Origin of the sequence: Kitasatospora sp. MMS16-BH015, assembly GCF_002943525.1 — a bacterium.
In the GTDB taxonomy this organism is placed as follows: Bacteria; Actinomycetota; Actinomycetes; order Streptomycetales; family Streptomycetaceae; genus Kitasatospora.
The window spans coordinates 4,227,181-4,247,686 of sequence record NZ_CP025394.1 but is presented as its reverse complement, the minus strand read 5'-3'; the positions used below and the strand labels follow the sequence as shown (position 1 = coordinate 4,247,686).

The window sequence follows — 20,506 nt, the reverse complement described above, 5'->3', positions numbered from 1 at the left end:
CCCCTTTCACCCGGTCAGACCACCGATCCTGCCGATCGGGTTGCCCGGGGCGGAAATCCGGTGGGACGGGCTTCCGGGGGTCGGTGGAGGGTCAGGGGTTCGGGGTGAGCTCGCGGGCGTCGGCGGGGGCCTTGGCGTGGTCGGGGCCGAAGAGGAGGGGGAGCAGGGCCAGGGCGGCGCCGGCGCCGAGGGTCTGGGCGAGCACGAAGGCGGGGACGGAGCCCGGGGCGATGCCGGTGTAGCTGTCGCTGAGGGCGCGGCCCAGGGTGAGGGCCGGGTTGGCGAAGCTGCCGGAGGAGGTGCCCCAGCAGGCCGCGGCGATCCAGGCGGAGACGGCGACTGGGGCGTACCTGGCCCGGCCGGTGCGGGCCAGGCCGAGCACGAGGAGCAGCAGGACGCCGGTGGCCACCGACTCGGCCAGCCAGAGCCGGGGGCCGGAGCGGTGGTGCAGGGAAAGCTCGACGGCGGGGTGGCCGAACATCAGGTTGGCCAGCGCGGCGCCGCCGACCGCGCCGGCCAGCTGGGCGAGGGCGTAGGCGCCGAGGTCACGCGGGGTCAGGCCGGTGCCGGTGCGGCGCTCGGCCCACCAGGCGGCGGCGGAGACCAGCGGGTTGAAGTGGGCGCCGGAGACCGGGCCGAGCAGCACGATCAGCACCCCGAGGGCCAGCACCGAGGCCCCCACGTTGCCGAGGAACTGCACCCCGCCGTCCGGGCTGAGGCCGGTGGCCTGGATGCCGGAGCCGATCAGGACGGCGGTGAGCGCGGCGGTGCCGACGCACTCGGCGGCGAGGCGGTTGGCGAGGGGTGGGGTGGTCATGCGGTCATGCTGGCCAACGGCCACCGGGCGGTCAATCGGCTCGTATGACCAAGTGGACGGCCCGGTGGGGTGGGTTCGCTAGGAGACTCGTACGGGCCCCTGACGTGGGGCTGGACCAGAATGGTGTGGGTGGTTCAGGCGGCGAAGGTGCGGCGGTAGGCGGTCGGGGAGGTGCGCATCGCCCGGCCGAAGTGGTGCCGGTAGGTCGCGGCGCTCTCGAAGCCGACGGCGGTGGCGATCTCCTCGATGGTGCCCTCGGGGGATTCGAGCAGTGGCAGGCTGGCCGCGATGCGCTGGGTGATCACCCAGCGCATCGGGCTGGTGCCGTTGCGGGCGGTGAAGTGGCGCAGGTAGGAGCGGTCGGACATCCGGGCCGCCCGGGCCAGCACGGTCACGGTGAGCGGCTCGGCGAGGTGGCCGAGGGCCCACTGCATGCTGCGGGCGATGCCGTCGTCCTCCTCCTCGACGGGCGTGACGGCAGCCTCGATGAACTGGGCCTGGCCGCCCGCCCGGTGGGGCGGGACCACGAACCGGCGGGCCACCGTGTTGGCCACCTTGGCGCCGTGGTCGCTGCGCACCAGGTGCAGGCAGAGGTCGATCCCGGCGGCGCTGCCCGCGCTGGTCAGCACGTCCCCGTTGTCCACGTACAGCACGTCCGGGTTGACCCGCACCGCCGGGTGGCGCTGCTGGAGCAGCTCGGCGTAGCGCCAGTGGGTGGTGGCCTCGCGGCCGTCCAGCAGCCCGGCGGCGGCGAGCGCGAAGGCGCCCGAGCAGATCGAGACGATCCGGGCCCCGCGCTCGTGCGCGGTGCGCAGCGCGTGCACCAGGCCGGGGGAGACCTCCCCGCTGAACGCGTTGGGCACCCCGACCACGATCACGGTGTCCGCGTCGGCCAGCTCCTCCAGCCCGTGGTGGGCCGTCAGGGAGAAGCCGCCGACGGCCCGCAGCCGGGTGCCCGGTCGGTCGGCGCAGACCTTCAGCCCGTACCAGGGTGCCGCGAGCAGGCCGGTCAGCTCCGGTCGGGCCAGCGCGAACACCTCGACCACGACGCCGAGTTCGAACGGCGCCATGCCGTCGAAGGCGTACACCGCGATGGTGTGCACCGGCTCGGGCGGCGGGCCGATGGTCACCGGGACGGGGCCGGGCCGGGTGGTGGTGCTGGCCATCGTGGTGCTCCTGGCATCCGTGCTGGGCATCCCTGTTGGCGGGATCTTGGCGAGTGTAGTCGTTCCCGCCACTGTCGGGAGGTGGTGTCCGGAAACGAGGATCGATGCGAAGCCGCCGAGCGCAAGCGATCGGCGGGACACCCGCAACGGACCGTCAGGAGACGCCCGATGACCACCACCGTCACCTCCCCCGTCACCGACATCCCGGCGGCCACCCCCGAGCGCGCCTTCGCCTTCTTCGCCGAGCGGCTCGCCTGCCAGGCCGACCCGGCCGACGTCTGGTACGCGCTGCGGGACGGCCGGCAGGACTTCACCATCCTCGACGTCCGGGCCGAGGGTGCCCACCGCAAGACCCACCTGCCGGGCGCGATCAGCCTGCCGCTGGCCGAGATCACCCCCGAGCGGGTCGCCGAACTCCCGCCGGGCCTGCTCCTGGTCTACTGCTGGGGCCCCGCCTGCAACGGCTCCACCAAGGGCGCGATGAAGCTCGCCGCCCTCGGCCGCGAGGTCAAGGAGATGATCGGCGGCCTCGAGTACTGGATCCGCGAGGGCTGGCCCACCGAGGGCCGCCGCCCCGTCGACCCGGCCACCGCCACCCCCGCCGACCTGGGCCTGGTCTGCTGAGAAAAAACTTTCCGATCCACCTGCAACCCCCCGGGGGGATGGACGTCTATCAGGGTGTGAGCCGCAGGGAGTCGGCGCACATTCCACCGGCTCACCAGCCACGCCCTCGGGGATTTCCTGCCATGCGTACGCCCGAAATGAACCGTTCTGCCCGCTCTGTTGCCAAGAGCGGCAAGGGCGGTGCCTGGTCCCGTCGCCGCAGGGTGCTCACCATCGCCGTCCCGTTGACGGCGGCAGTGGTGGGTACCGCTGCCGCCCTCGCGGCTCAGGGGAACGCCGCCGTGGCCTACCAGCCGGCCCCGGTGGCCAGTTCGGCCGCCGCTTCCGTCGGTCAACCGTCGCCCGTCGTGCCCGCCACCGTGCCCTCGCCGCGCCGGTCGGTGGCCCAGCCTGCCGACGTGTCCGCCTCCGCCACGCCCACGCTCGACCCCGCCCCCGCTTCCACGGTGCCGACCGCCCCGACGAGCGCCCCTGCTCAGCCGATCGCCCCCCGGTCCGGCAATCTCGACATCGCCTTCAGCGGCATTTCCGCACCGCAGCAAGTCGAGGCGGGCGGCGCCGCCGTCAGCTTCGCGGTGACCTGGACCAATGGGACGGACCACGCGTACCCGGGGATCTCCCCGGTGGTCTCCGCGCTGCCCTATGACGGGGCACCGTGCAACTACGTCCTCTCGATGGTGACCGGGACGCTCCAGCGGCGTGACGGCGACCGGTGGACGACGCTCCCGGCCCTCTCCCAGGGCGGTGGGATGGACTACGCGACCACGGGTGCCTCCGTGGCTTTCGCCCTGGCGCCGGGTGCCAGTCGCACCATCGAGTACCGGATGCACGTGAACGCCGGCAACCGGACGGGTGACCTCGTGCTTGAGGCGGACGCCTACGCTTCGGACCACCCCGACGCCTTCAAGCGGCTGGCTGCCCAGCAGACCCACATCGCGGTGACCGACCACCACAGCCCGACCGTCCGGGTGCTCGGAGATCCCACCGAGCTGGTGATCGGCCGGACGCCGGGTCAGTTCCGGTTCCAGGTCACCGCGCCGACCGACAGCGACGCCAACCTGGTGCTGCCCACCATGTCGGTGGCCGTGCCCGGCAAGGCTGACGGAAAGCCGTTCGGCCGGGACAACCTGACCGTCGAGGCGCTGGTCGGCGGCACCTGGCGTCCGCTGCCGATCAAGGAGGACTGCTACGGGCAGACCTCCCCGGACCTGTCTGTCCTCGGTTCGGTCCTCCCGGCCGGCGGCACCGCGACCTACACCCTGCGGGTCGGTCTGGTCGAGGGCTGGAAGTCTGGTGTCGTCTACACCCTCGGGGCGGGAGCGGACGGGCACCCCAGCAAGCCGGTGACGCTCACCCCTCCCCTGGCGGTCCCGACGGCTTCGGTGTCCCCCGCGCCCAGCTCCGCCCCGACCGGCCACTGAGCCGCCGGGCCGGGCGGCAGCCCCCCTGTCGCCTTGGGTGACCGCGCTTCGTACCGTTTCCATCGACACTGCCGCTGACCTGCCCCGGAACCGATCCGGGAAGGTTGTCTTTCGGAAAGCAGAACACGTATGTCCATGGCGATCGTGCCGTCGTTTCTCCCCAAGCCGGGGCGTCGCGGCACGCGGGGGTTCGTCCGTCTCCTCTTCGGCGCGCTGGACGCCGCAGAGCCTCTCGGCCTGGCCGAGCAGAGCGGTGGCCGCAGCGGCTTCCGGCTGCTGCGCGGCGGCCGCCCGGCCGACGAGGACCGGCCGACGCTCACCCAGCTCTACCACTCCCACCGGCTCTCGCTGGTGCGGATGGCCGTCCTGCTGGTCGACCACCAGGACCTTGCCGAGGACGTGGTGCAGGAGGCCTTCACGGCCCTCTACCAGCGTCACGGCGAGACCCTCGACAACCTCGACAACGCCCTCGGCTACCTGCGCACCTCGGTGGTCAACGGAGCCCGTTCGATGCTGCGGCGCCGCAAGACGGCCCGTGAGTACGTGCCGCCGCACGAGGCCGACGCCCCGTCGGCCGAGGACCACGCCGTGCTGAACGACGAGCACCGCCGGGTGCTGGTCGCGCTCCAGGAGCTGACGGCGCGCCAGCGCGAGGTGCTGGTGCTGCGCTACTGGTCCGACCTGTCGGAGGCCCAGATAGCCGAGACCCTGGGGCTCTCCCGGGGCGCTGTGAAGTCCACCGCGAGCCGGGCGCTGGACGCCCTGGAGAAGCAGTTGGAGAAGGCCCGATGAGCGACAGCGATCAGCACCGATTGCAGGAGACCCCCACCGAACGTCTCCTGCGCGAGGCGTTGGCTGCCCGGGCCGCCGGGATCACCGCCCACGATCTGCGCCCGGCAGCCCCGCCGACCCGCCGGCTGCGCCGCCTGCGGGTCGTCCCCACGGCCGTGGTCACCCTTTTCGCGCTGGCGGCTGCGGTCACCATCGGCTTGGTGGCCTTCGACCCGCACACAGTCGCCGACCGCCACGACAGCCCGCCCCCAGCGGCCACTCTCTCCCCGTCGCCGGTGACCACCACCGCTGCTCCTTCCGCCACGGCGGTCGCGGCCCCGCCGAGCACGGCGGAGACCACGAGCGAGAGCCCGAGTGGTGCCCCGGGTTCCTTCCGGGGCCTCAAGTTCACCGTGCCGCTGGGCTGGACGACTGCTGCCGGGTCGGATCCGTCCGCGTACTGCCTGCTCGCTCCCGGCCGGACGGCCGGTGACGAGTGCAACCCGTCCGGCGTGGTGATCCAGACGTACCAGGGGGGCGAGCAGACCGACGCCCAGGCAGCCTTTCCGACCCGGGCGGTGATGACCTCGGACGGCGGTTGGTCGCACCAGCCCGAGTGCTACGACTGGGATCACCCGGCGCACCCGCTGGACCAGACCGTACTGACCGGCTACAAGCAGATCGGCTCGGCCGTGCGGACCACCGGCACGGTGGGCGGCAAGGAGTCGGCCAAGACCGTCTGGCAGGTCGCCTGCAACTCGAACACCCGTTACACCGCGCAGATCTGGGGGTTGGACGGCTACCGGGTGTTCGTGATGGCACGCGGGCTCAAGGCCGACTACCAGCAGGATCTGCAGTCGATCGTCGACAGCCTGGACTTCACCGGCTTCGACGCGGACGTCGCCAGGCAGCCGAGCCAGGGCGACCTGAAGGTCGAGATCGGCTCGGTGGCGGTCACTCCGGCCGCCGGAGGTGCGCGAGCCGTCACCTTCACCACTACCCTGACGAACACCGGTGGGCAGTACACCTACAGTCCGGGTCTGGAGGTGAGCGCGACGAGTGCCGACGGGAACGCGGTTCCCGGCGCTCTCGAAGTCGCGACCACCAGTGGCAATGGCTGGGCCACGGACAAGACGGTGCGGTCCCTGACCGATGATCCGGCGGCGGCGGGGACTTTCTACTCACTCGCCCCCGGCAAGACCACCACCGTCCAGTACCGCTTCACACTGGCCCCCGGTGACCAGCGCACCGCGCTGAAGCTCACGGTCGGTGCGTACGTCGGTCCGCTCGTCTCCACCACCACCCTCGTCCAGGTGGGCCTCGGTACGGCCGATGTCACCCTGCCGCCGCAGGCCACCACCACCACGAGCCCCAGCCCGAGCAAGGGTGCCACTGCGGGGAACTGACCCGCTCCTGAAACGCCCGTACCCCGGCCTAAGCGGAGGCCGGGGTACGGGTTTATGCGTGGACGGGGCATCAGCCCGCCAGGTCGGCCATCCAGGCTTCGATGGCCTCGACCGTGCGGGGGAGGCCGGCGGAGAGGTTCTCGTTGCCCTCGGGGGTGACGAGGATGTCGTCCTCGATGCGGATGCCGATGCCGCGGTACTCCTCGGGGACGGTCAGGTCGTCCTGCTGGAAGTAGAGGCCGGGCTCGACGGTGAGGCACATGCCCGGGACGAGGAGGGCGTCCACGTGCTGCTCGCGGCGGGAGTGGGCGCAGTCGTGGACGTCCAGGCCGAGCATGTGGCCGGTGCCGTGGAGGGTCCAGCGGCGCTGGAGGCCGAGCTCGAGGACCTTGTCCACGTCGTAGGCGGCGGAGTCGAGCAGGCCCCACTCCAGGAGACGCTCGGCGAGCACGCGCTGGGCGGCGTCGTGGAAGTCGCGGAAGCGGCCGCCGGGGCGGACGGCGGCGATGCCGGCCTCCTGGGCGTCGTAGACGGCCTGGTAGATCTTGCGCTGGAGCGGGTTGAAGGTGCCGTCGATCGGGAGGGTGCGGGTCACGTCGGCGGTGTAGAGGGTGTGGGTCTCCACGCCCGCGTCGAGGAGGAGGAGCTCGCCGGGGCGGACCTCGCCGTCGTTGCGGACCCAGTGCAGGGTGGTGGCGTGGGCGCCGGCCGCGCAGATCGAGCCGTAGCCGATGTCGTTGCCCTCGACGCGGGCGCGGCGCCAGAAGGTGCCCTCGATCCAGCGCTCGGAGGTGGCCACGGCCTGGCTCAGCTCGCGGACCACGTCGGTGAAGCCCTTGACGGTGGCCTCGCAGGCGGCGCGCAGCTGCCCGATCTCCCACTCGTCCTTGACCAGCCGCAGGCCGCTCAGGAAGACCTTGAGCTCCTGGTCGCGGTCCTCGTCCAGCTGCTCGGCGAGGGCGGACTCCAGGCCCGCGTCGTAGCCCCGGACGATCCGGGTCGGCACGTCCGAGGCGGCGGCCAGCTCCTCGGCGGCCTTGCGCACGTCCCGGGTCGGCAGGCCGTAGAGCGCGGCCGACTCGGCCAGGCTGTGCCGGCGGCCCACCCAGAGCTCGCCCTGGCCGTCCAGCCAGAACTCGCCGTTCTCGCGGTCGGAGCGCGGCAGCAGGTAGAGGGTGAACTCGTGGCCCTGCCCGGCCGGCTCGGCGACCAGGAGGGCGTCCTCGGTCTGGTTGCCGGTGAGGTGCACGTACTCGCTGGCGGCGCGGAAGGAGTACTCGGTGTCGTTGGAGCGGGTCCGCAGGTTGCCGGCGGGCACCACCAGGCGCTCGCCGGGGAAGGCGGCGGAGAGCGCGGCGCGGCGGGCCGCGGTGTGGGCGGCCTGCTCGATCGGCCGGAGGTCGCGCAGCTCGGTGTCGCCCCAGCCGGACTTCATCGAAGCCGCGAGCTCGTCGGACACGCCGTCGTAGAGGCCGTTCTTGCGGCCCTTGATCGGCTCGTCCGCGTCGCTGTCCACGGCGCCTTCGGGGTTGTCGCCTGCCGCCGGGGTACGGTCCTCGGTCACTACGTCGCCTCCTTGCGAGTGGTGGGCCACCCCGGTGGGGTGAGGGGGCGGCCGTGCTGCCCATGGTACGGACCCGGTCCGAACGGCTGACCGGGCCGGTCCGAGGGCCGTACCCACAACGGTCACTCGAAGCGGGCGGCGAGCACCACCAGGTCGTCGGTGGCCGCGCCCTCGGGCTCGCCGCAGACGCTCAGCAGGTGGTCGCAGAACAGCTCCGGGTCGTGCCGCACGTCGCGCGGGGCGTCGGCGGCGGCCCGCCGCAGGGCGGTCTGCCCGGCGTGCAGGGTGGCGCCGAAGCGGCGGGCCAGGCCCTCGGTGTAGAGCAGCAGCAGGTCGCCGCGCTCGGCGCCGAGCTCCACCCGGGGCGCCTCCCAGCAGCTGAGCATGCCGAGCGGGGCGGAGAGCGAGGTCTCCACGAAGTTGGCGCCGTAGCGGGTGACCAGCACCGGCGGGCAGTGGCCGGCCCCGGCCAGGGTGATCCGGTGCTCGTCGGGCTCGACCCAGGCGTAGACGGCGGTGGCCGAGCGGGTCGGCTCGGTGGTCTTGAGCAGCAGCTCGAGGTCGCCGAGCACCGAGACCGGGTCCTCGCCCTCCAGCACGGCGTACGCGCGCAGCGCCGAGCGCAGCCTTCCCATCGCGGTGGCCGCGCCGGGGGCCGAATCCGGCCCGGCGCCCGGGCCGTCGCCTAGCACGCTGCCCACGGTGAGGCCCACCGAGCCGTCGGGCAGGGCGATCGCGTCGTACCAGTCGCTGCCGATCGCGTGGTCGAGACCGGCGGGCACGCAGCGGGCGGCCAGCCGCAGGCCGGGCACGGCGGGCAGCCGGTCCGGCAGCAGGCCGCGCCGGAGCGCCTCGGTGGACTGCCGGGCGCGGTCGGCGGCCAGCTGGGTGGCGAGCAGCGGGGCGGCCAGGTCGCAGTAGAGCTGGAGCAGCCGGCGGCGGCCGGGCTCGGGCTCGGTGGCCTGGTCGTAGAACCAGACGGCGGCGGCCAGCGGGCCGTCCGCCGGGGTGGCCAGCGGGAGGGCGTAGCAGGCGCCGAGGCCGAGCTGGGCGGCCACCTCGCGCAGCCGGGGGGTGACGGCGGGGTCGGCGGCCGGATCGGCCGCGAGGTCGGCGATCAGCAGCCGTCCGGGCTCCCCGCTCTCGCTCAACAGCCCTGCGAACGGGCCGTGTTCGGCCGGCACGGTCTCCAGCGCGCCGAGCCCGGCGCGGTCCAGCCCGAGCCCGACGGCGCGGGCGGCGCCGCGCGCCGTGGTGGTGATCAGGCCGCGCCGGGCGCCGAGCAGCTCCGCGCCGGAGGCGAGCACGGCGTCCAGGGTGTCGGCCAGGCCCCGGGCGGTGGCGAGCCGGCCGGTGTGCTCGTGCAGGGCCGCGTAGTCGGCCGTCGGCTCGTCCGCAGTGCCCGGCTGTTCGCCGGTCGGCTGCTCGGCCGCCGGGTATTCGGACGGGTGTCCGGCCAAACGGTCCTGCAGGCGCTCCGCGCCGCGGGTGGCGGCCGGTACCAGCGCCCTCGGCAGGTCGCCGCTCCTCGGCAGGTCGAGCGGCTTGGCGTCGGTCATGTCCCAACTCCCCACACACTGGTACGTGTCACGCAGGACCCGAAGACCGCCCGAAATAGACGTCCATGTCTCTACTTCGGCATCAATCCACCACTTGTACACAGGCCGATCGGGGCATGTCCAGGCGGTCAACGGCCCGGATCGTATGCCTGAGCGGCCCGGCGTCCGCGGCGGGCACGTGCCACTCACTCGTACGGTGGAACCAACCGGCCGCGAGCCGCGTCCGTCCGGTCGCATGGTGGATTCTCGTTCCCAGGGGCCGACCTCGCCGGGCCCCGCCCGTGGCCGCCCCCCGGTCTGACGGTCCGAGCCCCGTGGTCGCGGAAAGGAACGAGCGCTCATGCCGCACCAGCGCCTCCCCCGGTTGAGTTGGCCGAGCACCTTCCGCCGCGCCCGTCCGCGCTGGGGCGGGCTCCGGCTGCCCGGCGCGCGGCGCCGGGCCCGGGCCGCATTGCTCGCCACCGCACTGGCCTCGGCGGCCCGCGGCTGGCCGGTGGTGCCCGGCGCGTACGGGGTGCCCGGGCTGCTCGGCTGCTGCTCCTGCGGCGACCCCTGCTGCCCCTCGCCGGGCGCCCACCCGCACGATCCGCCGCTGCTCGCGGCCAGCACCGACCCCCGGATGGTGGCCTGGTGGTGGGGCGAGCGCAGCCCGGAGTCCTCGGTGCTGGTGGCCACTGGGCGGACGGTCTGCGGGGTGAGCCTGCCGGCCGAGGCGGGGGTGCGGGCGCTGGAGTGGTTCCGGCTGCACGGGGTGCCGATCGGGCCGGTGCTGGCCACCCCCACCCGGTACGTGCTGCTGGTCGCGCCGTACACGCTGGAGGAGTTGGGCGAACTGCTGGCCGAGCAGGCCTGGGTGCCGGGCTCGCTGCGCTACCACGGGCCGGACGGCTTCCTGGTGCTGCCGCCCTCGCGGACGGGGGCCGGGCCGGTGCGCTGGCTGCGGCCGCCGGTGGAGGAGCGGCCCTGGCTGCCCCAGGTCGCCACGTTGCTGGGGGCGTTGATCGCGGCCAGTACGGCCACCTCGGGCGGCAGTCGGCTGGCGTTCTGAACGCGCCGGCGGGCGGCCGGCGGAGCAAGGAATTCCGGAAGCGACAATGTCCGGCCTTGGCCGGACATGAAAAGATCCGGCCGCTGGCGACGGGGGATGCACCAGCGACCGGATCGTTTAAATGGTAACAAAGATCCGCGTCCGAGCCAATTTGTCCATCGGGCTCGCGACCTGGCCCTTTTCACCATCGGCCGGAAATGTGACCGGAGTCACATTTCCGGCGAACGGGGCTCAGTTCAGGGTGACCTGACGGTTCACCAGGTTGGCCCGGGCCCGGCGCTCCTCGGCCGTGAGCGGGCTGTCGGCCAGGCCCGCGAGGGTCTCGGCCAGGCGCTCGGCGAACTCCGCGGCAGGCTTCTCGCACTCGTCGGCGGTCATCTCCGAGGGCAGGTCCCAGACCGGCACGGTCAGGCCGTGCGCGCGGAAGGAGCCGACCAGGCGGGTGTCCGCACCGAGCGAGGAGCGGTCGGCGGCGGTGAGCCGGGCCAGCGCGTCGAGCAGCTGCTCCTCGGGCACCGTCATGACCCAGCGCAGGTGGTTCTTGTCGGCGGCCTTGCACCAGTAGGCGTGCGGCACGCTGGAGATCTTCTCGGTCGGGATGGCCGAGGCGTTGGCCCGCTCCAGGGAGGCGGCCACCTCGCCGGTGGCGCTCTCCGCGTCCTCCAGCCAGAACTCGAAGCCGGTGTGCACGGCGGGGGTGAACTCGGCCGTCAGGTCCAGGAGTTCCTGCAGGCGGCGGCCGCCCGGGGCGGTCCGGCGGGCGGCCACGGGGGTACCCGGCTCGGTGGCCAGGGCCAGCTCCAGCGCGTCGCCCAGGTCGCGGCTCAGGTCGCCGGAGGAGGACTGGGTCTGCAGGCCGAGCAGGATCGAGCCGTCCTGGCGGCGCAGCGCCGGCCAGGCCAGCGGCAGCACGGTGGCCAGCGTCACCGAGGGCACCTCGCCGACGGCGCCCTCCGCCACCCCGGCGGCCAGCGTCAGCGGGACGGTCGCGGCGGGCACCAGCTCGCGCAGCGCGACCCAGTCGGCCTCGCCCGGCAGGCCCTCGAACGGGCGGTGCACCAGCTCCTGCACCGCGTGGGCGGCCTCCCGGCCGTGGCACGCCTTGTACCGGCGGCCCGAGCCGCAGGGGCAGTCCTCCCGCGCGCCGACGACGGGGATCTCACCCGAGGTCACGGGGGTGGACTGGCGCTGCGGCGACTTCTTCGCGGCCTTCTTGGCCATGGTGCGGCTCTCCCGGGGACGAGGACACTTGCTCCGGGCAGCCTATAGAGGTTTCCGGGCTCCGTCCGGCCTCCGAGCGGGTGTGCGAGCCGTCGGGGCGCGTCACCGCGGGCCGCCGACCGGGCTGGTGTGCGGGCCGTCAGGCGCTGCGCGCCTCGGTGCCCTCGTGGGCCCCGGTGGTGGCCAGCGCCGCCCAGACGGTGACCTGCCCCGGCGCGTCCCGGACGCCCCAGTCACTGGCCAGCCGCCCGACGATGCTCAGGCCGCGGCCGCCGCGCGAGGTGAGCGAGGGCCGGGCGGGCACCGGCCGGGTGGCCGAGCCGCCGTCGGTGACCTCCAGGGTCAGCGAGCCGTCCCGGTGCATCTGCCAACTCACCAGCACTCCACCGGATTCCCACTCCCCGTCCGCGCACGGCGCGGGCCTTCTGGTGGGCGAGTGCGCCCCCACCAGAACTGCGCCGGGAGCGTCCAGATCGAGATCGCAGAGGCGCCCGAGCGGACGCGCGTAGCGACAGGAATTGCTCAGCAGCTCGGAAAGGATCAGTACGGCGTCGTCAATGACCGTGTCGGGTATCGCGCGGTCACCCAGATCACGGCGCAGCCGCCGCCTGGCGACCCCGACGCTGGCGGGCCCGTGCGGCACGGCCAGCGTCGATGTAGCCGGCACCTCGTGCGCCACCATCAGTGCCACCCCCGGACCTCCTTCAGCGATTACCGAGGGATGGATGCCCCTGGAGAATGCGTCGGAAACGAGTGCCGGGCGATCGCTACGCGACAATTACGGGCGCCGCAACTCACGGTGCGCAAATGGTGATTCCTTGCTCACGTACGGTTGTGAAAGGTGACGTAATTCGCCACGCTCCGGTGGTGCGCGCCCCCTCTACCACGCCCGCGTACGCCAATTGCGCAGCCCCGGGCGGGGCGCACAAGCCGCGCGCTAGCGGCCCAGCTGGTCGAGGACCTGGCGGGGGCGGTTGGTGATGATGGCCTCGACGCCGAGTTCGAGGCAGAGCTCGACGTCGGCGGGCTCGTCGACGGTCCAGACGTGGACGCGGTGGCCGGCGGCACGCAGGTTGGTGACCAGGGAGGGATCGGCGCGGACCAGGTCGATGCCGGGGCCGGCGATCGGGGCGCCGCCGGGGAGGCGGCGCAGGCGCCCTAGCAGCGGGAGGCGGCGCTCGAGCAGGTAGACCGTGGGGACGGCCGGGGCGGCCTGGCGGACCCGGCGGACGGCCAGCTCGGAGAAGCTCATGATCCGGACCTGGGAGGTCTCGGGGGAGGCGGGGAGCAGGTCGTACTCGCCGAGCATCCGCAGCAGTGCGGCCTCCAGCCGGCCCGAGCTGCGGATCGGGTGCTTGGTCTCGATGGCCAGCTCGACCCGGCGGCCGGCCTTGACCGTGAGGTCGAGCAGCTGGGCCAGGGTGAGCACCGGCTGCGGGCCGGAGCCGGTCTTCCAGGAGCCGAAGTCCAGCTGCTCCAGCTGGGCCAGCGTCATGGTGGAGACCACGCCGGTGCCGTTCGAGGTGCGGGCCACCGTCCGGTCGTGCACGCAGACCAGCTGCTCGTCGGCGGTCAGCCGGACGTCGCACTCCAGCGCGTCCGCGCCCTCCTCGATCGCCCGCGCGTAGGCCGCGAGGGTGTGCTCGGGCTCGGCGGCGGAGGAGCCGCGGTGTGCGACGACCTTGACGGTCGAGCGCTCGGGCAGCACGGGCGGCATGGCGGGGAGGTCACGGGTGTCCACCCCGCCACCATACGAGCCCGACGGTGAACGCCGGGCCAACGTACGGGGAGGGTGTGGTTACCGCTCGGTAGCACCGCTCGGGCGGAGCAGCGTGAGCAGCCAGGTGGCCAGGGCCGGGACGAGGAAGCCGAAGAGCGAGGCCGAGCTCCACTCCTGCGGGGTGAAGTGCAGGGTCTGCTGGGCCGAGGTCCAGAAGTCCGTCCACCAGCCGGCGATCGCGGTGGGGGCCAGGTACTGGTAGGTGGCGAAGCCGAACGCCCAGGGCAGCAGCATCGACCAGCGGGCCGGGGCGTCCTGGTCGAGGTTCCAGCCGCGGCGGCCGGCGCCGAGGAAGTAGTCGACAGCGAGCACGGCGAGCAGCGGCACGAAGACCGAGCCGATCAGGCCGAGGAAGGCGTAGTAGGAGTCGGTGAACTCCTGGATCTGCAGGGCCAGCGCGGTGACCAGCACGCCCACGCCGCCGGTGAGCAGCCGGCGGTCCACCTTCGGCAGCAGGTTGTGGATCGACATCGCGGTCGAGTACACGTTCGCGAAGGACTGGTCGGACTCGCGCAGCACCAGGACGAGCAGGAAGGCCCAGCCGGCCGCCACCCCGGTGAAGGAGTCGAAGATCTTCGAGGAGTCGCCGTGCGACTGGAGCAGCGCGATCAGGCCGAGCACGTAGCACCAGACCTGGGCCAGGGAGTACCCGGAGAAGGTGCCCCAGAAGGAGGCGGCGGCGGTGCGGGAGTGCCGGGTGTAGTCGGCGGCCAGCGGCACGAAGGAGACCGAGACGGCGATGATCGCGTCCGTCGCGTGCAGGAAGCCCTTCCAGTTGCCCGCACCCGGGTCGGGGAAGCCCTGCCGGCCCAGCTGGACGGTGAACCAGACCATCGCCACACCGACCGCGAAGGCCACGTACTTGCGCAGCACCGCGATCGAGCCGAGCGGCCAGATGGTCAGCGTGGTGGTGAGCACCCCGGCGAGCAGCACGAAGAGCCAGCGCCAGCCCTGGGTGCCGGCCACGGTCTGCGCTCCCATCGCGATGACCATGAGCTCGTAGACGCCCCAGCCGATGCACTGGGCGATGTTGAGCACGGTCGGCAGGTAGCTGAGCCTGGTGCCGAACAGGCCGCGCAGCACCGCCATCGCCGGGGCGCCGGTGCGGGCGCCGATCACGGCGGCCACCCCGAGCATCGCGGTGCCGATCGCGGTGCCGACCAGGATGGCCGTCACGGCGGCGGTGAAGGAGAGCTCGGAGCCGCTCTCGCCGAGCACGGTGGCGGCGCTGGTGAAGCCGATCAGGCTGACCCCGAGGTTGCCCCAGAGGGCGAACTGGCCGCCGAAGCCGAGGGTGCGCGGCGGGGCGGTGTCGAGGGTGAGGGGGGCCTCCGCGTGCTTCGTGACGGGGGCGGGGGCATCGAGGGGCGGGGCAGCCGTCATGGCCTTGTCTCCCTACGCCGGCATTACCCGGACAGGTTCGAGCGGTCAGCGCTCCCTCGACGCCCCTCGGACGGGTACGGTCGAACAGCGCACTCTCAGCCTGGTCGGTCCAAGCTCCCGCGTGTCAGTTTGGAGCGCCAGGGTAGCGGCCGGGGCGGCGAAGGCCAAGGCCAGGGGGCGCTCCGGACCTGCTCCGGGGGTGGTCTGTCGGTGACCCGTAAGGATTCTTATGACTTCTTCAGGGGGCTTCTTACGACAACCGAATCGGGGATGAGAAAAACTATGGGCCAAGGTCCTGTCAGCTATGGAGGTCGTCCGTGAGCACCGAGCAGCCGAGTTCCACCGGGCCGGAGGAGCGTTCCTCCGCCGGTGAGGGGGCAGTGGAGCCGACCGCTGACGCGGTGCCGGCGCCGGCGGAGTCCGCGCCGACGCTCTCCTTCGACAAGCCGGCCGCCCCGGCCGCGCCGTCCTACCTGGACGCCCCGCCGCCCTCGGGCCCGCCGTCCGCCGGGCCCGCCCCGGCCGCGGCGCCGCAGCCCGCCGCCGCGCCCGCTCCGGCGAACCCGTACGCGGAGCCCGCCGCGCCCGCTCCGGCCGCCGCCGCGCCCGCCAACCCGTACGCGGCGCCGGCCGCGCACGCCGAGCAGTCCTACGCGGCGCCGGGCGCAGCCGAGCAGCAGCCGTACGCGGCGCCGGGCGTGCCCGAGCAGCCGCACCACCCGTTCGGGGCCGGCCAGCCGCTGGGCGGCTGGGGCGGTCCGGCGGCCGGCCCGCTGCCCGGGGCCGACTACCCCGGTGCGCCGGTGGCCGCGCCGAAGAAGAAGCGCGGCGGGCTGATCGCGCTGGTCGCGGCGGTGGCCCTGGTGGCCGGCATCGCCGGTGGCGCGATCGGCGTCGGGGTGAGCGACAACGGGGGCTCGGGCAACTCCGGGTCGAGCCGCACCAGCACCACGATCAGCGTGGGCGACTCGCAGAAGATCTCCGACCGCGCGCCGGACTCGGTCGCGGGCATCGCCGCCAAGGCGCTGCCGAGCACCGTCACCATCAAGGCCTCGGGCTCCCAGGAGTCGGGCACCGGCACCGGGTTCGTCTTCGACACCGAGGGCCACATCCTGACCAACAACCACGTGGTGGCCCCGGCGGCGAACGGCGGCAAGCTGACCGTCAAGTTCTCCGACGGCTCCTCCTTCTCGGCCTCCGTGGTCGGCCGGGCCCAGGGCTACGACGTCGCGGTGATCAAGCTGGACAACCCGCCCAAGGACCGGCTGGTGCCGCTGCCGCTGGGCGACTCGGACCGGGTCGCGGTCGGCGACCCGACCATCGCGATCGGTGCGCCGTACGGCCTCGAAGGCACCGTCACCACCGGCATCGTCAGCGCCAAGGACCGCCCGGTGGCCTCCGGCGACGACAACGGCGCGCAGAACTCGTACATGAACGCGCTGCAGACCGACGCCTCGATCAACCCGGGCAACTCCGGTGGCCCGCTGCTGAATTCGGCCGGTGCGGTGATCGGCATCAACTCGGCGATCCAGTCCAACACCGGTGGTGCGGGCGGCCGGGCAGGCTCGATCGGCCTCGGCTTCGCGATCCCGATCAACCAGGCCAAGCGGGTCGCCCAGGACCTGATCAAGACCGGCACTCCGGTCTACGCGATCTTCGGCGTGCTGCGCAACGACGACTACAAGGGCGACGGCGCCCAGATCCAGACCGGCCCGGTCCAGGGCACCCCGGCCGTCACCCCGGGCGGCCCGGCCGACCAGGCCGGCCTCAAGCCGGGCGACATCATCACCAAGCTCGGCGACCACCCGATCGACAGCGGCCCGACCCTGGTGAGCGAGATCTGGACGTACAAGCCGGGCGACAAGGTCGACGTGGAGTACACCCGCGACGGCAAGCAGGCCAAGACCACCATCACCCTCGGCGAGCGCAAGGGCGACAACTGACATCCCGAGTGACATCCCGAGGCTGACGCTCGGCCCGTAACCGAGTGCACCGAACCCCGCCGGACCCGTTAGGCTGACCTCCGCCAGGAGAGCTGCCCGAGCGGCCTAAGGGAACAGTCTTGAAAACTGTCGTGCGGTGACCCCGCACCGTGGGTTCAAATCCCACGCTCTCCGCAGAGAACGACCCCTGACCGGGGCATCCGGTCAGGGGTCGTCGCCGTTCGGGGGCGGTCAGCCCTCGGCGGCGGCGCGGGCCTGGCGTTGGCGCTTGCCGAGGGCGGCCAGGGAGAGGTCCTCGGCCTGGCACTTGAGCTGCTTGTAGCCGTAGCCCCGGTCGGTGAGCCAGAGCTCGGCGGCGGTCTGGGCGCGCATGGTGGCGGCCACGATGTCCTCCTCGGCCTCGCCGTGCTCCAGGAAGCGGAAGGTGAAGAACGGCCGGGCGGCCAGGTCGTAGCTGAGGTGGCCCTCGGGGGTGAAGGCGGCGTGCAGCACGTCGTGCTCGGCGGCCTCGGCCAGCAGCTCGGCGCGCTGCTCGGGGGTGAGGCCGTCGAAGGAGCCGCGCACGGTCACGCGGAAGGTCCGGTCAGTCATCCGTGGACGATAACCGCCCGTCCGCCGCCCGGCCCAACGGTTTAACCGGCCGGGGGCCATTCGTGGGCCAGCACGGACATCACGGTGGAGTCGTACCAGGCGCCGTCGTACCAGAGGTCGTCCCGCAGCACGCCCTCCGCCACGAAGCCGACCTTCTCGTAGACCCGCCGGGCCCGGGGGTTGAACTCCAGCACGGTCAGCGAGACGCGGTGCAGGCCGACTCGGGTGAAGGCGTGGTCGAGCAGCAGCCGGATCGCCTCGGTGCCCAGACCCCGGTCGCGGCCCTCGGCGGTGAGCAGGCAGCGGAAGTTGCAGCTCCGGTTGCCCTCGTTCCACTGGTTGAGCACCACCTCGCCGACGCACCGGTCGGTGGCCAGCTCGACCACCGCGAGGTCGAGACGGTCCGGCTGGGCGTTCCGCCAGACGCGGAACTCCTCGGCCTGGCCCGGGTCCTGGAGCGGCAGCGGGTCGTCCGGGCCGTGCGTGCTGCCGGTCAGCCGGAGCAACTCGCGGTCCTGGAAGGCGGGGGCCAGCGCGGCCACGTCCGCGGGGACGAAGGGGCGCAGCCGGACCCGCTCGCCGAGCAGTGTGGGCTTGAGCCGGAAGCCTTCGGGGGCAGGGGAGTCAGGCGGGCCGGCGGGGGAGTTCGAGTCGTCGCTCACCGCAGGATTGTCGGAGCTTCAGCGGCGCTACGGCAACCGGATTCAGCATGGCGCGTACCGCGAGAGCGGCCGGGCGCGGGCCCGGGGCAGCTGACGGAGTCGCGGGTGGGGCGTTGCGGGGCGTCGGCCGGGTGCAGGACAGTCGGAGATGCTCAGCGGGCGTCCCCGCCCGCCGTCCAGCCACGCCGTACAGCGTCTTGGAGAGGAGCCCTGAGCCTTCCGATGAGCGCGACGAACGTAGCAGCACCCTCCGAGTGGAGTGACCTGGAGCGCTGCCTGGCCGCCGCCGCGGCGGACGGCGCGACCCGGGGCGGGTACGTGCTGGCGGAGGCCGTCGGCGGGGTGCCCGAGGTGGTCCTGATCGCGACCGGCGGCGAGGAGCCGACGGCCCTGCGGGTGCAGGAGATCCTGGAGCGCGAGGGCATCCCGACCCGGGTGGTCTCGATGCCCTGCGCCGCCTGGTTCGAGGGGCAGGACGCGGCCTACCGGGCGGCGGTGCTGCCGCCGGCCGCGCTCGCCAAGGTCTCGGTCGGGGCCGCCGCCGCGCTGGGCCGGTACGCGATGGCGAGCGAGCAGTCCGGCGCCGTCGGGCTGGGCCGGTGCGGGGTCTCGTCCCCGTACCACGCGCTCTACGAGCAGTACGGCTTCACCCCCGAGTTGGTCGCGGCGCACGCCCGGGCCAGCCTCGCCCAGGCGAGGCGCCGTCAACTCGACTGTACCGACTGACAACTGACGCACCATCCGATGAGCCATCTGTCGGCCGCCCCGCCCGTGACCTCCCCCCGGCACGGCGACTCCCCTTAGTGGCGGCAGGTCAAGGGCCCGACCACCCTCGTCCCCCCGAGGTGGTCGGGCCCTTCGCCGTTCCCGGGTCCGCCGGCGATCTGACGGACTGGGTCGGCGACTTCCCCGGGGACGGGCGACCTGGCGCAGTCGCCCCGGTCGGCCGGTCAGGTGCGGGCACTCTGACGGAACTGTCCGCGGAATTTCCGATAAATACCCGTCCTGCCATATGAAGCCGATTTCCCGGTGGAATTCCCCGGGGGTTGTGCGGGGATCTGGAATTATGGCCCAGCTGACGGAGTTCAGGGCACCTGACGAAGTTTTTTTGACGCCGTTGACCCCCTTCTGAGGGCTATTCAGACTCGGTGAAAGGGAGCCCCGGTGACCATGAATACCGGGCTCTCCGGTGCAATCAAGGCAAGCGCAAGGCAAGTGCAGAATTCGTAACCATGGAGGTTCTGGATGATCAGCGACGCGATTGCGCCGCGGCCGGCAGCCGCCGATTCGGCGCTGCCGGAGGGTGGGATCGACTTCTGGAAGTCGCTCCCCGCCCACCAGCAGCCGGAATGGGAGCCCAGTGACGCGGAGCTCCTCGACGAGATCCGCACCGAACTCGCCGACCGTCCGGGGCTGGTCAGCTCCTCCGAGGTCGCCCAGCTGCGTTCGCTGCTGGCCGAGGTGGCCGAGGGGCGGTTGCAGGTCGTCCAGGCCGGTGACTGCGCGGAGGACCCGGTCGAGTGCGAGCCGGGCTACGTGACCCGCAAGGTCGCGCTGCTCGACGCCCTGGCCGGCGTGATGGCCCTGCACAACCCCCGCCCGGTGCTCCGGATCGGCCGGATGGCCGGCCAGTTCGGCAAGCCCCGCTCCAAGCCGACCGAGCTGGTCGGCGGGGTCGAGCTGCCGGTCTACCGCGGCCACATGGTCAACAGCCCGGAGCCGGACGCGGCGCACCGCCGCCCCGACCCGCGCCGGCTGCTCGCCGGGTACGAGGCCGCCGCTGGCGCCATGACCACCCTGCGCGAGCGGGCGGTCGAGGGCCTGGGCGCGGTCGGCGCCCCGGTCTGGGTCAGCCACGAGGCGCTGCTGCTGGACTACGAGGTCCCGCTGCTGCGCTACGACGACGATGGCCGCCGCTACCTGGCCTCCACCCACCTGCCGTGGATCGGTGACCGCACCCGTCAGCTGGACGGCGCCCACGTCGCCCTGCTGGCCTCGGTCTCCAACCCGGTCGCCTCCAAGGTCGGCCCGAGCATGGGCCTGGACGAGCTGCTGGAGCTCTGCGAGCGGCTCGACCCGCAGCGGGAGCCCGGGCGGCTCACCCTGATCGCCCGGATGGGCGCCGACAAGGTCGCGGCCAAGCTGCCCGCGATGGCGGCGGCGGTCAAGGCGGCCGGCCACCCGGTGGTCTGGCTGACCGACCCGATGCACGGCAACACCATCAGCGGCCCCGAGGGGCTCAAGACCCGACTGGTGGAGACCGTCCGCCACGAGGTCGAGGAGTTCCAGAAGGCCATCACCTCGGCGGGTGCCGTGGTCGGCGGGCTCCACCTGGAGACCACGCCGGACGACGTCACCGAGTGCGTCCACGACGAGAGCTTCCTGGCGAACGTGCCGCACAAGTACACGAGCCTCTGCGACCCCCGGCTCAACCCGTCGCAGGCGCTCGAGATCGCCGCTGCCTGGCGCGGCTGAGACCGACCGGGCACGAATCGCCGGTCAGCGTAGCGCAGCCCGATCGACCGAGTCGCCGGGCCGAAATCCGCAGTG

Annotated in this window: 18 protein-coding genes, 1 tRNA gene and 1 riboswitch; of the genes, 9 read left to right on the top strand and 10 right to left on the bottom strand. The window is 73.0% G+C overall.

All coding sequences use genetic code 11. The features are described 5' to 3' along the window. Window positions 1–91: 91 nt before the first annotated feature. Both CFP65_RS18365 and CFP65_RS18360 read right to left on the bottom strand, forming a co-directional pair. A complete protein-coding gene (locus tag CFP65_RS18365) occupies window positions 92–817 on the bottom strand; it encodes an aquaporin (RefSeq protein ID WP_104817123.1) in 726 nt (241 codons plus the stop codon). A 134-nt stretch (window positions 818–951) separates the two neighbouring features. Continuing rightward, complete coding sequence (locus CFP65_RS18360; protein ID WP_104817122.1) at window positions 952–1,983, bottom strand: DJ-1/PfpI family protein; 1,032 nt, start codon at window positions 1,981–1,983, stop codon at window positions 952–954. Between the two features lie 168 nt (window positions 1,984–2,151). On the opposite strand from CFP65_RS18360, the gene CFP65_RS18355 reads away from it, so the two are divergent. The 4 genes from CFP65_RS18355 (at window position 2,152) to CFP65_RS18340 (ending at window position 6,205) form a co-directional block, all read left to right on the top strand. After that, complete coding sequence (locus CFP65_RS18355; protein WP_104817121.1) at window positions 2,152–2,607, top strand: rhodanese-like domain-containing protein; 456 nt, start codon at window positions 2,152–2,154, stop codon at window positions 2,605–2,607. 122 nt (window positions 2,608–2,729) lie between these two features. Next, a complete protein-coding gene (locus CFP65_RS18350; RefSeq protein ID WP_158702231.1) occupies window positions 2,730–4,028 on the top strand; it encodes a hypothetical protein in 1,299 nt (432 codons plus the stop codon). 129 nt (window positions 4,029–4,157) lie between these two features. Continuing rightward, window positions 4,158–4,820: an RNA polymerase sigma factor gene (locus CFP65_RS18345; RefSeq protein WP_104817119.1), complete on the top strand. Its 663-nt coding sequence runs from the start codon at window positions 4,158–4,160 to the stop codon at window positions 4,818–4,820. Beyond that, window positions 4,817–6,205, top strand: a complete 1,389-nt coding sequence (locus CFP65_RS18340; RefSeq protein WP_104817118.1) for a hypothetical protein — start codon at window positions 4,817–4,819, stop codon at window positions 6,203–6,205. Before CFP65_RS18345 ends, CFP65_RS18340 begins: the two co-directional genes overlap by 4 nt. A gap of 70 nt (window positions 6,206–6,275) precedes the next feature. On the opposite strand, the gene CFP65_RS18335 is transcribed toward CFP65_RS18340, so the two are convergent. After that, entirely contained in the window at window positions 6,276–7,769 is a 1,494-nt protein-coding gene (locus CFP65_RS18335; protein ID WP_104817117.1) for an aminopeptidase P family protein, read from the bottom strand. A gap of 122 nt (window positions 7,770–7,891) precedes the next feature. Next, a complete protein-coding gene (locus CFP65_RS18330) occupies window positions 7,892–9,328 on the bottom strand; it encodes a PP2C family protein-serine/threonine phosphatase (RefSeq protein WP_104817116.1) in 1,437 nt (478 codons plus the stop codon). A 340-nt stretch (window positions 9,329–9,668) separates the two neighbouring features. On the opposite strand from CFP65_RS18330, the gene CFP65_RS18325 reads away from it, so the two are divergent. Then, window positions 9,669–10,376, top strand: a complete 708-nt coding sequence (locus CFP65_RS18325; protein ID WP_104817115.1) for a bifunctional DNA primase/polymerase — start codon at window positions 9,669–9,671, stop codon at window positions 10,374–10,376. Window positions 10,377–10,607: 231 nt separating this feature from the next. Here CFP65_RS18325 and CFP65_RS18320 read toward each other — a convergent pair whose 3' ends face one another. From CFP65_RS18320 to CFP65_RS18305, 4 genes are all read right to left on the bottom strand, one after another. Beyond that, window positions 10,608–11,597 (bottom strand): DUF5926 family protein, encoded by a 990-nt coding sequence (locus CFP65_RS18320; RefSeq protein ID WP_104817114.1) that lies wholly within the window; start codon window positions 11,595–11,597, stop codon window positions 10,608–10,610. A gap of 139 nt (window positions 11,598–11,736) precedes the next feature. Continuing rightward, complete coding sequence (locus tag CFP65_RS18315) at window positions 11,737–12,279, bottom strand: ATP-binding protein (protein ID WP_104820968.1); 543 nt, start codon at window positions 12,277–12,279, stop codon at window positions 11,737–11,739. A 255-nt stretch (window positions 12,280–12,534) separates the two neighbouring features. Next, on the bottom strand, window positions 12,535–13,314 hold the full coding sequence (locus CFP65_RS18310) for a glycerophosphodiester phosphodiesterase (RefSeq protein WP_104820967.1): 780 nt from the start codon (window positions 13,312–13,314) through the stop codon (window positions 12,535–12,537). An 81-nt stretch (window positions 13,315–13,395) separates the two neighbouring features. Then, on the bottom strand, window positions 13,396–14,760 hold the full coding sequence (locus CFP65_RS18305) for a cytosine permease (protein ID WP_104820966.1): 1,365 nt from the start codon (window positions 14,758–14,760) through the stop codon (window positions 13,396–13,398). After that, a riboswitch (TPP riboswitch) is annotated at window positions 14,755–14,891 on the bottom strand. (Overlaps the previous gene by 6 nt.) Before the next feature lie 186 nt (window positions 14,892–15,077). On the opposite strand from CFP65_RS18305, the gene CFP65_RS18300 reads away from it, so the two are divergent. Then, the gene (locus tag CFP65_RS18300) at window positions 15,078–16,703 is read left to right on the top strand and encodes a S1C family serine protease (protein ID WP_104817113.1); all 1,626 of its coding nucleotides are present in this window, start codon (window positions 15,078–15,080) and stop codon (window positions 16,701–16,703) included. A gap of 86 nt (window positions 16,704–16,789) precedes the next feature. After that, window positions 16,790–16,877, top strand: a tRNA-Ser gene (locus CFP65_RS18295). A gap of 57 nt (window positions 16,878–16,934) precedes the next feature. On the opposite strand, the gene CFP65_RS18290 is transcribed toward CFP65_RS18295, so the two are convergent. Then, window positions 16,935–17,294 carry a DUF6204 family protein gene (locus CFP65_RS18290; protein WP_104817112.1) on the bottom strand — a complete coding sequence of 120 codons (360 nt, stop codon included), beginning with the start codon at window positions 17,292–17,294 and terminating at the stop codon, window positions 16,935–16,937. Window positions 17,295–17,335: 41 nt separating this feature from the next. Beyond that, a complete protein-coding gene (locus CFP65_RS18285; RefSeq protein WP_104817111.1) occupies window positions 17,336–17,956 on the bottom strand; it encodes a GNAT family N-acetyltransferase in 621 nt (206 codons plus the stop codon). A gap of 222 nt (window positions 17,957–18,178) precedes the next feature. Here CFP65_RS18285 and CFP65_RS18280 point away from each other — a divergent pair, with 222 nt between their 5' ends. Then, on the top strand, window positions 18,179–18,682 hold the full coding sequence (locus CFP65_RS18280) for a transketolase C-terminal domain-containing protein (RefSeq protein ID WP_104817110.1): 504 nt from the start codon (window positions 18,179–18,181) through the stop codon (window positions 18,680–18,682). A 519-nt stretch (window positions 18,683–19,201) separates the two neighbouring features. Further along, a complete protein-coding gene (locus CFP65_RS18275) occupies window positions 19,202–20,431 on the top strand; it encodes a 3-deoxy-7-phosphoheptulonate synthase (protein ID WP_104817109.1) in 1,230 nt (409 codons plus the stop codon). The last annotated feature ends 75 nt before the right edge of the window (window positions 20,432–20,506 follow it).

What these genes read in the sequence shown, in the direction of transcription:
- CFP65_RS18365 (WP_104817123.1), bottom strand. Translation starts at nt 817, where the DNA reads ATGACCACCCCACCCCTCGCCAACCGCCTCGCCGCCGAGTGCGTCGGC.
- CFP65_RS18360 (WP_104817122.1), bottom strand. Translation starts at nt 1,983, where the DNA reads ATGGCCAGCACCACCACCCGGCCCGGCCCCGTCCCGGTGACCATCGGC.
- CFP65_RS18355 (WP_104817121.1), top strand. Translation starts at nt 2,152, where the DNA reads ATGACCACCACCGTCACCTCCCCCGTCACCGACATCCCGGCGGCCACC.
- CFP65_RS18350 (WP_158702231.1), top strand. Translation starts at nt 2,730, where the DNA reads ATGCGTACGCCCGAAATGAACCGTTCTGCCCGCTCTGTTGCCAAGAGC.
- CFP65_RS18345 (WP_104817119.1), top strand. Translation starts at nt 4,158, where the DNA reads ATGTCCATGGCGATCGTGCCGTCGTTTCTCCCCAAGCCGGGGCGTCGC.
- CFP65_RS18340 (WP_104817118.1), top strand. Translation starts at nt 4,817, where the DNA reads ATGAGCGACAGCGATCAGCACCGATTGCAGGAGACCCCCACCGAACGT.
- CFP65_RS18330 (WP_104817116.1), bottom strand. Translation starts at nt 9,328, where the DNA reads ATGACCGACGCCAAGCCGCTCGACCTGCCGAGGAGCGGCGACCTGCCG.
- CFP65_RS18325 (WP_104817115.1), top strand. Translation starts at nt 9,669, where the DNA reads ATGCCGCACCAGCGCCTCCCCCGGTTGAGTTGGCCGAGCACCTTCCGC.
- CFP65_RS18320 (WP_104817114.1), bottom strand. Translation starts at nt 11,597, where the DNA reads ATGGCCAAGAAGGCCGCGAAGAAGTCGCCGCAGCGCCAGTCCACCCCC.
- CFP65_RS18315 (WP_104820968.1), bottom strand. Translation starts at nt 12,279, where the DNA reads ATGGTGGCGCACGAGGTGCCGGCTACATCGACGCTGGCCGTGCCGCAC.
- CFP65_RS18310 (WP_104820967.1), bottom strand. Translation starts at nt 13,314, where the DNA reads ATGCCGCCCGTGCTGCCCGAGCGCTCGACCGTCAAGGTCGTCGCACAC.
- CFP65_RS18305 (WP_104820966.1), bottom strand. Translation starts at nt 14,760, where the DNA reads ATGACGGCTGCCCCGCCCCTCGATGCCCCCGCCCCCGTCACGAAGCAC.
- CFP65_RS18290 (WP_104817112.1), bottom strand. Translation starts at nt 17,294, where the DNA reads ATGACTGACCGGACCTTCCGCGTGACCGTGCGCGGCTCCTTCGACGGC.
- CFP65_RS18280 (WP_104817110.1), top strand. Translation starts at nt 18,179, where the DNA reads ATGAGCGCGACGAACGTAGCAGCACCCTCCGAGTGGAGTGACCTGGAG.
- CFP65_RS18275 (WP_104817109.1), top strand. Translation starts at nt 19,202, where the DNA reads ATGATCAGCGACGCGATTGCGCCGCGGCCGGCAGCCGCCGATTCGGCG.